We start from the raw sequence: 12,337 nt of genomic DNA, 5'->3' as shown, positions 1-12,337 counted from the left end.
TCGGGATGCACGTCCACCGGCACCTGCTGCACGGCGGGGATGTCGGAGTGCGGCACGAGCACCGCCCGCATGCCCGCGCCCTTGGCGCCGCTGATGTCGTCGTAGGGACGGTCGCCCACGTACACGCAGCGGGCCGGGTCGGTGGCGCCCACCGCGTCCATCGCGGCGCGGAACGCCGCGGGGTGGGGCTTGGTGAAGGGCAGGTCGCTGCTCCACACGCAGGCGTCGAAGAGGTCGAGCACGCCGTCGCGGCGCAGCCATTCCTCGTGCCAGTCGCCGGGCCAGGAGGTGGAGGAGAGCACGCCGAGCCGCAGGCCGCGCTCGCGCAGCGCCGTGAGCATCGGGGCGGCCTCGGGATCGGTCACCGTGGCCTGCTCCCAGAACGCGCGGTAGGCGCGCATGCCGCCGGGATGGTGCTCGGCGGCCGCGTCGGCCAGCACGTGGGCCACCGTGAAGGCGTCGTGGCTGTCGCGCACCCGCGCCCAGCGGGCGTCGTCGGCGGCCAGCAGCGCAGCAGCGAGCTCGGCGGCCCGGCCGGCGTCGTCGGCGTGCGCGGCCTGGGCGTAGGTGCGCCAGCCCTCGGCCGCGTCGACGGTGAACCACGGGGTGAGCGTGCCGCCCCAGTCGAAGATCACGGTGTCGATGCCTGCGCTCATCCCGCGGCGTTCTCCCACGTCACGACGGCCACCCGGACGTCGTCGGGCCGGCGGTCCAGCCGCACGAGGAGGTGCCGCTCGGCGAGGCGCTCCACCACGCCCTCGCCCCACTCGACGGCCACCACGGCCTCGGCGAGGTCGGTGTCGAGGTCGAGGTCGTCCAGCTCCGCGGCCCCACCCAACCGGTAGGCGTCGACGTGCACCAGCGGCACGCCGGCGCCATCGGGTGTGGGCCGGTGCTCGCGGGCGATCACGAACGTCGGGGACGTCACCGGCCCCTGCACGCCGAGCCCCCGCCCGAGCCCGCGGACGAACGCGGTCTTGCCCGCACCCAGCGGCCCGGACAGCACCACGAGGTCGCCGGCCCCGAGCCCCGCGGCCAGGCGCTCGCCGAGCGCCTCGGTGTCGGCGGTGTCCGGCAGCTCCAGTTCGGTGCCGAGCGGCACCGATGGGGCCGCTGCTGCTGAGCTCGCCGGCTCGCTCACGCCCGCCTCCGCAGCCGGCGCAGCCCACCCCGTCGCTTCGCGACGCAGCGCTGCAGCAGGTCCAGCAATGCCGCGTCCATGGCCTCGGGCTGCTCGAGCATCGGGAGGTGCCCCACTCCGGGGAAGCGCACGAGAGTGGCGTCGGGGAGCTCGGCAGCGATCCGCTCGGCGTGGGAGAACGGGATCACCCGGTCGGCCTCGCCCGCCGCCACCAGCACCTCGCACGTGGACAGGCCCGGGAGCGCGGCGATGCGGTTGTGGCTGCCCACCGTGTCGACGAAGTCGGTGAGCGCGTCCACCGCGTTGGCGCTGATCATCGTGTCCACGAGGTCCACCAGCCACGGGGCCACGCTGCGGTCGCCGTAGGCGAAGCTGCGCGTGATCGACCAGATGAGGTCGCCCGCTATCCGCCGCACACCCGTCACCAGCCTGGGCTGCAGACGCGCAGCGAGCCCGACGCCGCGGACGAGCGGGTTGTTGCGCGAGAGCAGGGCGCCGGGCAGGCCCCCGCTCGCCATCTCCCCCGCCGACGTCGACACCAGCGCGACGCCCACCACGCGGTCGGTGAACAGCTCGGGACGCTGCTCGGCGAGCGCCATGATCGTCATGCCGCCCATCGAGTGCCCCACCAGCACCAGCGGCCCCTCGGAGGCCAGCGCGCGGATCACGGCGTCGAGGTCGTGACCGAGCTGCTCGATCGTGCAGCTCTCTCGCGGCGCCCGCTCCGAGCGGCCGTGGCTGCGCTGGTCGTAGAGCACCACGCGCACGCTCGGATCGACCAGCTCGGCCAGCATCGGGCGCTGGAAGTGCCAGGTGCGCCGGTCGAGGGCGAAGCCGTGCACGAGCACGACGGTCATCGACGCGCGCCCGTCGGCGGGCTCGATCTCCTCGCAGGACAGGCGGACGCCGTCGTCGGCGGTGACCGAGGACGGCTCGCCGGGCGGGACCAGACCGAGCGGGTCGTCGCCCTCCGAGAGCTCCTTGGCGAGGCGCCGGTGGGCGGTGACGATCTGCGAGCGCTTGCGGGCCGCGACCCCGACCGCGACGCCGGTGGCGGCCACCGCACCGGTGGCACCGGCGATGGCGCCCCAGACCTGCGGCCTCACCATGCCGCACCAGCGAGCGTGCGGGTCACGCGGCGGCCGTGCACACCGGTCACCACCTCGTAGTGGATGGTGCCGATCTCGTCCGCCCAGTCCTGGGCGGTCGGCTCCCCGTCGTCACCGGGCCCGAACAGCACCGCGTGATCCCCTTCCCGGACGTCGGCGTCGCCGCAGTCCACCACGATCTGGTCCATGCACACCCGGCCGACGACCGGCCGGACGGCTCCGTTGATCAGTACCCGCATCCGCCCGTGGCGGTTCAGCGACCGCGTCACCCCGTCGGCGTAGCCCAGGGGCACCACCGCGAGCGTCGTCTCGCGCGGCGTCGTCCACTCGTGGCCGTAGGACACGCCCTCGCCCGCCGGCACCCGCTTGGCCAGCACCACGCGGGCGCGCAGCGTCATCGCCGGCCGCAGGGGGCTGTCGGCGACCGGCCGGTCGAGCGGGTCGAGGCCGTACACCGCGATGCCGGCGCGGACGAGGTCGAAGTGCAGGTCCGGGCGGGTCATCGTGGCGGCGGAGTTGGCGAGATGGCGGATCGGGTGGAGCCCGCGGTCGCGCGCGGCCTGCCACGCGTCGGTCAGGAGGGCGGCCTGCCGGTCGAGCGTCGGGTGATCGGGGGTGTCGGCGTGGGCGAGGTGCGACCAGACGGCGACGACCTCGACTGTGCCGTCGCCGACGGCCTTGACCGCGTCGTCGAGCAGGGCCGGCCACTCCTGCGGCTGCACGCCGTTGCGCGACAGCCCGGTGTCGGCCTTGAGGTGCAGCCGCGCGGGCCGCCCGGCCGACCGGGCCGCCGCGACGATCGCCGCGAGGTGCTCCCGGGAGGACGCGGCGAGGTCGACGCCGGCCGCGATCGCCGGCCCGAAGTCCTCACCAGAGAGGTGCAGCCACGAGAGCACAGGCGCAGTGACACCCCCCGCGCGCAGGTCGAGGGCCTCCTCGAGGGTGCAGACGCCGAGCCAGGAGGCGCCCGCCTCCAACGCGGCGCGTGCCACCGCGACGGCGCCATGGCCGTAGCCATCGGCCTTGACCACCGCCATCAGCGCGGCGTCCGGGGCGGCGGCGCGGAGCACCCCGACGTTGTGCCGGACGGCCGCGAGGTCCACGAGCGCCTCAGCACGCGGGGCCCCCGACGGATCGTCCACACCATCCATCCTCTCATCCGGATGGACAGGTACAGGAAGTCCGCGAGCCGAGCGTCACCATCGTGCGGCGATCGCCTCGACGTCGCACCGTAGGTCAGCCGGACCTCAGGGAACGAATGGCGTCCGGGATCGCCGCCTGCAGCGCCGACGCCGGGGAAGGCGCCCCGTTCGCCGCGATCTCGGCCGCCCGCGCGTGCAGGAACGCCGCACACCCCGCGGCCCACCACGGCTCCAGACCGGCCGCCAGCAGCGCACCGATGATGCCCGAGAGCACGTCGCCGGAGCCCGCGGTCGCCGCCCACGAGGTGCTGGCGGGATGCACGAGCGTGCGGCCGTCCGGATCGGCGACGACGGTGGTGTGGCCCTTGAGCAGCACCGTCACCCCGAGATCCGCGGCCGCGCGACGGGCGGCACCGATCCGGTCCGGGCCGACCTCCCCCGCGATGCGCGCGAACTCCCCGGCGTGCGGCGTGATCACCACGGGTCGTCCGCGCAGGCCCGCGCGCAGGTCGTCGTGCTGCGCCAGCAGCGTGATCGCGTCGGCGTCGACGCACAGCGGCACGTCCCGCTCGATCACGGCGGCCAGCAGCTCACGGGCGGCTTCGTCGGTGCCGATGCCCGGCCCGACCGTCCACGACTGGGTGCGGCCGGCGTCGGCGATGTGGTCCACGGCCACGACCTCGGGCCAGTGATCGCGGACGCCGGGCGCCGCGCTACCCGCGAACCGCACCATCCCGCTCTTGGCGAGCACCGCGGCCCCGGTGGCCAGCACCGCGGCGCCCGGATAGGTGGCGGAGCCGGCCGCGATGCCGACCACCCCCTGGGTGTACTTGTCGTCGGTCGGCCCCGGCACCGGCCAGCGCTGCGCCACGTCGGCGGCATCGAGGACGTGGGCGTGCGGCGCCGGCAGGAGCGGCAGGAGCCCGATGTCGACGAGGTGTACCGGGCCGCAGCGGGCCGCAGCCAGCACGTGCACCGGCTTGAGGGCGCCGAACGTGACCGTCGCCGCCGCTGTCACGGCTGGGCCGTCCACCGCACCGGTGTCGGCGTCGACACCGCTGGGCAGGTCCACCGCGAGGATCGGGACCCCGGCCTCCTCGACGGTCGCGACGACCTCGGCCGCCGGAGGGCGCAGCCCGCCGTGCCCGGAGATCCCGACGATGCCGTCGAGCGCGAGGTCGGCGCCCGCGACGGCCTGCGCAACCGCCGTGTCGAAACCTGCGTCCCCGGCGGCGACGATCCGTCCGCCGGACCGGCGCAGGGCCGCGAGACCGGCGGGGTGCGCGCGGTCCGGGGAGAGCAGCACCGCAGTGACCCCGACTCCGCGACGGCGCAGCTCGACACCCGCCCACAACGCGTCACCACCGTTGTTGCCGGCGCCGACGAGCAGCACCACGTGCGACCCGGACACCGCCCCGAGCATCCGCCGCGCCACCACCGCCAGGCCGAACGCGGCCCGGCGCATCAGCGCGCCGTCGGGGGTGCGCTCGAGCAGCACCTTCTCGGTGTCACGGATCTGCTCCGCCGTCCAGACGCCTCTCACCGGCGCGACGATAGGCCGTCGAACGCGGCCGGGTCGTGTCGAGCGAGGAGCCCACTCCCCCGATCGAGACGAATCCCGGGCTCGGACGGGCCCCGGGAGATCCGCAGTACTACGGTCACCGCTGTGACCAGGACCCGCCCGACCCCCCGGCCACCGGCGCTGCGCAACGCCAAGGAGGGTCTCGACGTGCTGTCGCGGCCCGGGCCGCATCCGGTGCTGCGCGGCGACCTGGGCATGGTCGGCATCCCGGGGATCGTCTTCGCGCCGGAGGAAGGCCTCGGTCTGCCCGCCGTCGCGTTCGGGCACGACTGGCTGCAGCCCGTCGAGCGGTACGCCGACCTGCTGCGCCACCTCGCGTCGTGGGGGATCGTGGCCGCCGCGCCGTCGAGCCACAAGGGCGTGCTGCCCAGCAACGCCGGGTTCGCCGCCGACCTGCGCACCACCATCGACGTCTGCGCGGGCGTCCGGCTCGGCGACGGCCGGATCAGCGTCGACTCCCGGCAGACCGCGATCATGGGCCACGGCATCGGCGGCGGCTCGGCACTCCTCGCCGCGGTCGGTCATCCCCGCGTCGCCGCGGTCGTCACGATCGCGGCCGCGCAGACGCGCCCGTCCGCCCTGGACGCGTCCCGCGAGATCACCGTGCCCGCCCTGCACATCGCCGCAGGCAGGGACATGGTGGCGCCGGCCGCCGGGCACGCGGAGCCCATCTCCGCCGCCGCGGGCGGGCCGATGTGGCTGCGGACGCTGCCGAAGGCCTCCCACACGGGCTTCCTCGACGGCCGGCACTGGAGTGACCTCATCCTCGCCGGCCGTCCCGACGCGAAGGTGCGCCGCCTGACGAAGGCGCTGGTCACGGCGTTCCTGCTGACCAAGCTGTGCGACGAGGACCGCGTGGCGTCGCTGGTCGACGGCAAGGTCCCCGGCACCACCCTCGTCACCCGCTGACGGTCAGTCAGCCGAAGGACCCGGACGGCGGCAGCTCCGCGAGCCGCATCCCGCGGTCCTCGTCCACGCGGGTGCCTGCCGTGCCGCCCAGGTGGGCTCCCGGCATGTCGGCGGCGCCGGACCGAGCTGCCCTGTGGGCCGCGCCGTGGAGCGCCGCCAGCGCCGTCGCGAGGACCGGCGGGACGTCTCGAGCCGCAGGGGCGAGCCGGCTGCCCAGCTCCGCGGCGTCGACAGCCGAGCGCCCCAGCTCGCGCTGCAGGAGCGCCGTTCGCCCCGCCCGTTCCCGGCCGTGGACGTCGCCCCAGTCCTCGGCGATCCGGTCGGCCAGCAACCCGGCACGGCGCGCGGCAGCGGTGAGCGTCGCGGCCAGCTCGGAGCACCAGTCGTGGCCCGTGGGCTGCTCCGGCGCGGTCATGCGTCGCGTCCGGCCCGGCGCATGCCGTCGGCCGCCTCCCGGTCGGCCACCTCGCCCGCGGCAGCCGCCTCGACAAGGGCGTCTCCGAGCTCGACGAGCTCCCCGACCGCTCGCCGGAGCACCGTCGCGAGGTGGTCGAGCTCCGTATCGGGCGGACGGGCGGCGAGCGCGGCCTGGAGGGTCTCGGCGAGGTCAGCGGCCTCCCGGGCGTGGAGCCGCAGGCGGTCGGGACGCAGGTGCACCGAGGGCGTCATCCGTCGATGGTGCCGCAGCCACCCCACCGGCCGCGGGCGAACGGGCGAACTCGCCGGCAGGTCATCGCGCGACGGCGACGACCTCCGCGAGCCGGGACGCAGTGGACTGCGCCAGCTCGGTGGTGGGGGCCTCGACCATGACACGCACGAGCTGCTCGGTGCCCGACGGCCGCAGCAGCACCCGGCCCGTGCCGCCGAGCTCCACCTGCGCGGCCTCGACGGCGTCGCGCACCGCGGCGGAGTCGGCGACGGCGGCCTTGTCGGCCACCACGACGTTGAGCAGCACCTGCGGCAGCGGAGTGACCACCGAAGCCAGCTCCGCCAGCGACGAGCCCGTGGCGGCCATCCGCGCCATCAGGCGCAGCGCCGTCAGCAGCCCGTCGCCGGTGGTGGAGTGGCGGGGCATCACGACGTGGCCGGACTGCTCGCCACCCAGGCTGAACCCGCCCGACCGCAGCTCCTCGAGCACGTAGCGGTCACCGACCTGCGTGGTGCGCAGCGTGATCCCGGCGTCCTGCATCGCGAGGTGCAGGCCGAGGTTGCTCATCACGGTGGCGACGAGCGTGCCGTCGACGAGCTCGCCGGCGTCGCGCATCGCGACCGCGAGGGTGGCCATGATCTGGTCACCGTCGACCACGGCGCCCGTGGCGTCCACGGCGAGGCAGCGGTCGGCGTCGCCGTCGTGGGCGATACCCAGGTCGGCGCCGTGCTCGCGCACGGCCGCCCGCAGCGGGCCGAGGTGCGTGGAACCGACGCCGTCGTTGATGTTGAGCCCGTCGGGGGAGGCATGGAGCGCGATGACGTCGGCGCCGGCCTTGCGATAGGTCTCGGGAGCGACGGCGGACGCGGACCCGTGCGCGCAGTCCACGACGACCCGCAGCCCGGCGAGCGGGGCGGGGGTCGCGGCGAGCAGGTGCTCGACGTAGCGCTCGGCGGCATCGGGCAGGCCGCGGACCCGGCCGATGGCGGCCCCGGTGGGGCGCGGGGCCGCCGAGTCGATGCCGGCCTCGACGGCGTCCTCGATCGCGTCGGGGAGCTTGTGCCCGCCCGCCGCGAAGAGCTTGATGCCGTTGTCGGGCATCGAGTTGTGCGACGCGGAGATCATGACGCCGAGGTCGGCGCCGACCGCACCCACGAGAAACGCGATGGCCGGGGTCGGGAGCACCCCGACCAGCAGCGCGTCGGCACCCGCCGACGTCAGGCCCGCGACGACCGCGGCCTCCAGCATCTCTCCGCTCGCGCGGGGGTCACGGCCGACCACGGCGACGGGCCGGTGTGACCGGTCGCGTTCACCGAGCACCCGAGCGGCGGACGCGGAAAGGGCAACGGCGAGCTCCGGAGTGAGGAGCTCGCCGTTGGCCAGTCCGCGAACGCCGTCGGTACCGAAGAGACGTCGCTCGCCCAAAAGATCAGCGCTTGCTGTACTGGGGCGCCTTGCGGGCCTTCTTGAGGCCGTACTTCTTGCGCTCGATGACGCGCGGGTCGCGCGTGAGGAAGCCGGCCTTCTTGAGCGGCGGGCGGTCCTCGGAGTCGGCCTCGATCAGCGCGCGGGCGATGGCCAGGCGTAGGGCGCCGGCCTGGCCCGAGATCCCGCCACCGTGCAGGTTGGCGAAGATGTCGAAGCGCTCGGTCTTCTCCAGAAGCACCAGGGGCTCACGGATGAGCTGCTGGTGGAGCTTGTTCGGGAAGTAGACCTCGAGGGACTTCCCGTTGAGCGTGAACTGGCCCGTGCCCGGCATGAGGCGGACGCGGACGACGGCCTCCTTGCGGCGGCCGACCGTCTGGATCGGGCGGTCGGAGAACACGGCCGGGATGGCCGGCGCGTCGATGTCGACCTCGACGTCGCTGAAGTCGTCGGCGGGCACGTCCTCGACGTACTCGGCGGCCTCGGCCTCGAGGGGGGCCTCCTCGACGGCCTCGACCTCGGGCTGCTCGGGGGTGGTCACGGGCTGTCCTTCTTCCACAGACTCGGTGCCGGCCGCCTCAGTCACTGGGCAACCTGGGTGATCTCGAACGCTTCCGGCTTCTGCGCGGCGTGCGGGTGCTCGGGGCCGGCGTACACCTTGAGCTTCTTGCTCATGGCACGGCCGAGCTTGTTCTTGGGGAGCATCCCCGTGATCGCCTTCTCGACGAGACGGTCCGGGTGCTTCTCGATCATCTCGCCGACGGAACGCTGGCGGAGACCGCCCGGGTAGCCGGAGTGGCGGTAGACGAACTTGTCGGTGCGCTTGTTGCCCGACACCGCGATCTTCTCCGCGTTGATGATCACCACGAAGTCGCCGGTGTCCATGTGCGGCGCGTACGTCGGCTTGTGCTTGCCGCGCAGCAGGGTGGCAGCGTGGGTGGCGAGGCGGCCGAGCACCACGTCCGTAGCATCGATCACGTGCCAGGCGCGGGTGATCTCGCCGGGCTTCGGGCTGTACGTGGGCACGGACCTACCTCGTCAATGTCGTGTGCTCGCCGAGCGCTGCGAAGCCCTCGGGGAACGTTCCTCTGGTGCGGTGGGTGCGGAGGGCGTCGAGCTCGAGCCCGACGGTCAACCGAGCAGAGCCGGTGCGAATCGCTGCTACACGACTCGCCACAACCAACTGGGGGTTTCCACCCGCCGCACTATCGAAGAACGAGGGTACCCGCCGGTCCGGAGCAGGGTCAAAACGCCCCCTCCAACTGCCGGGTGCCCCCGCCCGGTCGACCGCCGACGCTACCTCCAGCGGGCCGCGTTGGCGCGCTCCACCTGCTGGTACCCGTCGTTCGCGGCACCCAGCGCCGCCCCGATCTGTGCCAGCACGGCGGCGATGTCGGAGGCCGCGGCGTCCCACTGGCGCTGCCTGACCTGATAGTCCTCCGCCGCCCGGCCCTGCCAGGTGGCGACCATCGGCGCGAGGAACCGCTTGAGGTCCTCCAGCTGTGCCGTGATGCGCGACGCGGTGGTGGCGACGTCGGCCTGGGCCGCAGCCAGTGCACTGAACGTGACCTTGATCTCGGACGTGGGCATCGTGGCCTCCTCAGCCCAGCGCCGCGGTGATCGAGGACATGCTCGCGGCCTGCGCGTCCTCCTGCTGCTGGTACGTGGCGCGGGAGCCCTGGATGGACTCGCCGACCGTGCGCAGCGCCTCGTTCAGCGCCTTGGCGTCGGCGTCCCACCGGACCATCAGCTTCGCGAACTCGGCCGCGGCGCTGCCCGTCCAGGCACCGGCGAGCGGGCCGAGCTTGCCGCGCAGCGTGCCCAGCTCCCCCTGCACAGCCGCGTTCACCGACAGGACGTGCCCGCCCGCCCTCGCCATCTCCTCCGTCGTCGTGCCGAACCCGTCGACCGTTCCAGCCATCCGGATCACCCCTTCTGCGTGTCGTCCCGATCTCGTGCCGACGACGGTGGCAGGCCGCGCACCGGCGGCGTGGCGTTTCCGCCGGACGGTTCGCGGGTGCGAACGTCAGGCCCGGCGCAGCGAGCCGACCACCACCTCGCAGGCGGCCCGCACCGCCCGTTCCGCGGCGGGCGTGTGCCGGCAGCCGACCGAGAGCTGCGCGTCTTCGTCGAGAAGGACGAACCACGCGACGACCGCCTCCCCGTCGGCCTGTCGGTAGGCGGTGACCGCGCGGCCGGCGACCTGCTCCGCGCCGTAGCCGGACAGCGCGGAGCCCGTGGCCACGGCCGCGTCGTAGGTGGCGCGCAGTTCGGCACGGGCGCGTTCGGGCTCGGCGGCCGCGTCGTAGCCCAGGGGCGTGCGCTCGACCGCGATGAGGTCCGTGGCCTCCGGCGTGGCGACCGGCGTCAGGAGGCTCCGGCGTCGTTCCGGCAGGCCGCCGCTGTGCTCCCAGCCTGCGGGGACGTCGAACCGGTAGCCGTACTGGACGAGGACCCCGGACGGCACTGCCCCCGACGCGTCCGGTGCCGCCCGGAGCAGCTGCCCGAGACACACCAGGCCCGCTGCCGTGGCCAGCGCCGCCACGACACCGAGCACCCTCCGGACCGGACGCCGGTCGCGACGGCCAGGTGGGGGGAGCCACCGGTGCGCGGCCGGGCCGATGGTCGGGAGCGCCCGGTGCGTGGTCGGGTCGGTGCCCAGGAGCCCCCGGGGGGCCCAGGTGCCGAGCGGGCCCGGTGCAGGACGTGGACCGGTCGCGCGAGGCACGGGGGCCGCCGGAGCGTCGCCCGGGCCGGACCGCCCGCGGGTGGTGCCGGGCGCAGGCCGCTGCTTCCCCACGCGAGGGAGGTCCAGCGCGCCCAGCACCGCGGCCGCGTCGGGACGGGCCGCCACGACGACGTCGGCGACGCCCGCCGCATCGAGCGCCTCGGCCAGCAGCGGCGAGCGGGCCACCCCGCCGATGAGCAGAACCGGTGCGGCCCGCACGGCGAGCAGGGACCGCACCAGCGCCACGAGGTCGTCCAGCAGGGGCGCGAGCACGTCGTACAGCTGCCCGGCGTCGATCCCGTCGGCGACCGGCAGCAGCGACAACGCCTCCCGGACGCGACGGGCCGCGGTGCGGTCGGGGCCGAGCAGCGGTGCCAGTGCCGCGTCCATCCGCGCACCGCCCACCGGGCGGCGGCGGCGGGCGAGCACGCGGCCACCCTCGACGAGCGCGGCCTCGGCCCCCGCGCCACCGACGTCCAGAACGAGCCGGGCGGCGAGGCCGGCCGCGGCGACGGGCGCCGGGACGGACATGCCCGGCCACGCCGCGACGCGCTCGGCCGGCCAGCCCGCCGGATGGACCACCAGCAGCTCGGCGAGCGGCGCGTCGAGCAGCCCGGCCAGCAGACCGTGGAGCTGGTCGGGCCGCTGCAGGACGCGGCCCTCCTGCTCAGCGAGGAGCGTCGGCGCACCGGCACGCAGCGGGGCGACCGCGACCCGGACCGTGGAGCCGCCCACCTGGACCGCGACGCGTTCGCCGGTCACGGCGGCGTCACGGCTCCCCCTCCCCGTCGGGCGGCAGCCAGGCCAGCTGCAGGCGGCGGGCCCCGCGCCTGCGGTCGACGAGCGTGCCGCGGCCGGGGGGTTGGGGCGACGGCTTGACCGACTCGACCAGCGCGCCCTCGTCAGCGCTGCCGTTCATGACCAGGCCGGGTGCGGCCAGCTCGCGCAGCCGGCCGAGCAACGGGTCGAACAGGGCCCGGCCGGCGCCGCCGCTGCGCCGGGCCACGACGACGTGCAGGCCCACGTCCTTGGCCTGTGGCAGGAACTCCACGAGCGGCAGCAGCGGGTGCACCACCCCGCCCCCGGGGGCGACGAGGTCGTAGTCGTCGACGAGGACGTACACCTCCGGCCCGGTCCACCAGCTGCGCTCGCGCAGTTGCCGCGGCGTGACATCGGGCCCCGGCAACCTGCGCCGCAGGGACTCGGCGACCTCACGGGCCGCTGCGGCGGTGGCCTCGGGCGTGCTGGAGTAGCCGATGAGGTGCGACGGCGGGACCCGTCCGAGCAGGCCGCGCCGGTGATCCACCACCACGATGCGCGCCTGCTCGGGCGTGCGGGCCGCCACGATCCCGCGGGCCACGAGCCGCAGCAGGGTGGTCTTGCCGCTCTCCGCGTCGGCGAAGCACAGCAGGTGCGGCTCGGCGGCGAGGTCGAGCGTGACGAGGGCGAGCCGCTCCTCGTCCACCCCGATCGGGATGCCCGTCTCGCCCGGCCCGGCCTGCGGGAGCGCGTCGAGGTCGATCCGGTCGGGCAGCAACCGCACGGGCGCCATCGCCGGGCCGGTCCACTCCCCTGCGACGGACGCTACGAGCGCGCCGGCGTCGAGCGCGTCGGCGGTCAGCCGGGGCGCGGCCACCACCGCGGCCGCCCCG

Annotated in this window: 14 protein-coding genes and 1 pseudogene; 1 reads left to right on the top strand and 14 read right to left on the bottom strand. The window is 75.1% G+C overall.

What is annotated here, in order from left to right:
- From JWR81_RS15455 to JWR81_RS15435, 5 genes are all read right to left on the bottom strand, one after another.
- The coding region (locus JWR81_RS15455; RefSeq protein ID WP_297652170.1) for an HAD family hydrolase at window positions 1–656 on the bottom strand (656 nt) is incomplete at its 3' end.
- A complete protein-coding gene (tsaE, locus tag JWR81_RS15450) occupies window positions 653–1,078 on the bottom strand; it encodes a tRNA (adenosine(37)-N6)-threonylcarbamoyltransferase complex ATPase subunit type 1 TsaE (RefSeq protein WP_297652173.1) in 426 nt (141 codons plus the stop codon). The genes tsaE and JWR81_RS15455, both read right to left, overlap by 4 nt.
- Before the next feature lie 59 nt (window positions 1,079–1,137).
- A complete protein-coding gene (locus JWR81_RS15445; RefSeq protein WP_297652167.1) occupies window positions 1,138–2,250 on the bottom strand; it encodes an alpha/beta hydrolase in 1,113 nt (370 codons plus the stop codon).
- Complete coding sequence (gene alr, locus JWR81_RS15440) at window positions 2,244–3,401, bottom strand: alanine racemase (protein ID WP_297652164.1); 1,158 nt, start codon at window positions 3,399–3,401, stop codon at window positions 2,244–2,246. Before alr ends, JWR81_RS15445 begins: the two co-directional genes overlap by 7 nt.
- An 85-nt stretch (window positions 3,402–3,486) precedes the next feature.
- Window positions 3,487–4,935: an NAD(P)H-hydrate dehydratase gene (locus tag JWR81_RS15435; RefSeq protein ID WP_297652160.1), complete on the bottom strand. Its 1,449-nt coding sequence runs from the start codon at window positions 4,933–4,935 to the stop codon at window positions 3,487–3,489.
- Between the two features lie 123 nt (window positions 4,936–5,058).
- Between JWR81_RS15435 and JWR81_RS15430 the strand changes: the two genes are divergently transcribed.
- Window positions 5,059–5,883 (top strand): alpha/beta hydrolase, encoded by an 825-nt coding sequence (locus JWR81_RS15430; protein ID WP_297652157.1) that lies wholly within the window; start codon window positions 5,059–5,061, stop codon window positions 5,881–5,883.
- Window positions 5,884–5,890: 7 nt separating this feature from the next.
- Here JWR81_RS15430 and JWR81_RS15425 read toward each other — a convergent pair whose 3' ends face one another.
- The 9 genes and pseudogenes from JWR81_RS15425 to JWR81_RS15385 form a co-directional block, all read right to left on the bottom strand.
- The gene (locus tag JWR81_RS15425) at window positions 5,891–6,298 is read right to left on the bottom strand and encodes a hypothetical protein (RefSeq protein ID WP_297652154.1); all 408 of its coding nucleotides are present in this window, start codon (window positions 6,296–6,298) and stop codon (window positions 5,891–5,893) included.
- On the bottom strand, window positions 6,295–6,552 hold the full coding sequence (locus JWR81_RS15420) for a hypothetical protein (protein WP_297652151.1): 258 nt from the start codon (window positions 6,550–6,552) through the stop codon (window positions 6,295–6,297). The genes JWR81_RS15425 and JWR81_RS15420 overlap by 4 nt, the downstream gene beginning before the upstream one ends.
- A gap of 61 nt (window positions 6,553–6,613) precedes the next feature.
- Entirely contained in the window at window positions 6,614–7,957 is a 1,344-nt protein-coding gene (gene glmM, locus JWR81_RS15415; RefSeq protein WP_297652148.1) for a phosphoglucosamine mutase, read from the bottom strand.
- A gap of 4 nt (window positions 7,958–7,961) precedes the next feature.
- Window positions 7,962–8,498, bottom strand: coding sequence for a 30S ribosomal protein S9 (rpsI, locus tag JWR81_RS15410; RefSeq protein ID WP_297652145.1), 537 nt, complete (start codon window positions 8,496–8,498; stop codon window positions 7,962–7,964).
- Between the two features lie 41 nt (window positions 8,499–8,539).
- Window positions 8,540–8,983, bottom strand: coding sequence for a 50S ribosomal protein L13 (rplM, locus tag JWR81_RS15405; RefSeq protein ID WP_297652142.1), 444 nt, complete (start codon window positions 8,981–8,983; stop codon window positions 8,540–8,542).
- A 270-nt stretch (window positions 8,984–9,253) separates the two neighbouring features.
- Window positions 9,254–9,547 (bottom strand): WXG100 family type VII secretion target, encoded by a 294-nt coding sequence (locus JWR81_RS15400; protein WP_297652139.1) that lies wholly within the window; start codon window positions 9,545–9,547, stop codon window positions 9,254–9,256.
- 10 nt (window positions 9,548–9,557) lie between these two features.
- Window positions 9,558–9,878, bottom strand: a complete 321-nt coding sequence (locus tag JWR81_RS15395; protein ID WP_297652136.1) for a WXG100 family type VII secretion target — start codon at window positions 9,876–9,878, stop codon at window positions 9,558–9,560.
- 105 nt (window positions 9,879–9,983) lie between these two features.
- Window positions 9,984–11,447: a type VII secretion-associated protein gene (locus JWR81_RS15390; RefSeq protein WP_297652134.1), complete on the bottom strand. Its 1,464-nt coding sequence runs from the start codon at window positions 11,445–11,447 to the stop codon at window positions 9,984–9,986.
- A 7-nt stretch (window positions 11,448–11,454) separates the two neighbouring features.
- Window positions 11,455–12,337 (bottom strand): annotated as a pseudogene (locus JWR81_RS15385) (type VII secretion protein EccC); the annotation flags it as partial.

Source organism: Pseudonocardia sp., assembly GCF_025965585.1.
GTDB lineage: Bacteria > Actinomycetota > Actinomycetes > Mycobacteriales > Pseudonocardiaceae > Pseudonocardia.
Note: the sequence above shows the minus strand (reverse complement) of the source record. Positions and strands in the feature narration are given on the sequence as shown.